Below are 549 nucleotides of genomic sequence, written 5' to 3'. Positions count from 1 at the left end.
CGTTTTGCCGGCGTGACCAACGCCCGGTGCCGACTGTTGGGTGCGAACACCCCGTGGAAGCGGGTTAGGTTGACTCTGGGCTTCGGTACCAGGGCGGCCAGCCTTGCAATGAAATCCAATGGTTCGAAAATGACGTGCGTGGTGCCGTCCCGGTACGGCGTCTTGAGCTGGTAGCGCACGTTGCCGCCTCGTGTTAACGACAGCCGCTTCTCGGATACCGCCGGGCGGCTGATGTACCGGCACAGCCGTTCGAGCTTCTTGCGTTCATCGGCCCTGGCCGCCACGCCGGCGTGCAGGCTGAACCCGGCTACCTTGCCAATCCCGTCACCGAACGGATCACCACTGGTCGGCAGAGTTTGCAAAGTGAACACCTTTCGCCCCGCCTGTGAACCGACAGCGATACGGTAAGTGATCGAGTGCCCCAGCAGGGGTGTCATCGGGTCGTCATCCACCGCATCCGAGGCCAGATAGCTGTTTTCGACATCCCGTTCCAGCAGGCCTTGCCGTTCCAGATAGCGACCCACCCGGTGGGCGATGGTGTGCGTCAGC

Annotated in this window: 1 protein-coding gene; it reads right to left on the bottom strand. The window is 62.7% G+C overall.

Going from position 1 to position 549, the window contains the following annotated elements:
- Window positions 1-549 (bottom strand): transposase (locus GVV58_RS15285; RefSeq protein ID WP_171502657.1); only part of this gene is annotated, 549 nt, incomplete at both ends.

It is taken from the genome of Acinetobacter sp. 18QD2AZ41W, assembly GCF_009829025.1.
Taxonomy (GTDB): Bacteria; Pseudomonadota; Gammaproteobacteria; order Pseudomonadales; family Moraxellaceae; genus Acinetobacter; species Acinetobacter pseudolwoffii.
Note: the sequence above shows the minus strand (reverse complement) of the source record. Positions and strands in the feature narration are given on the sequence as shown.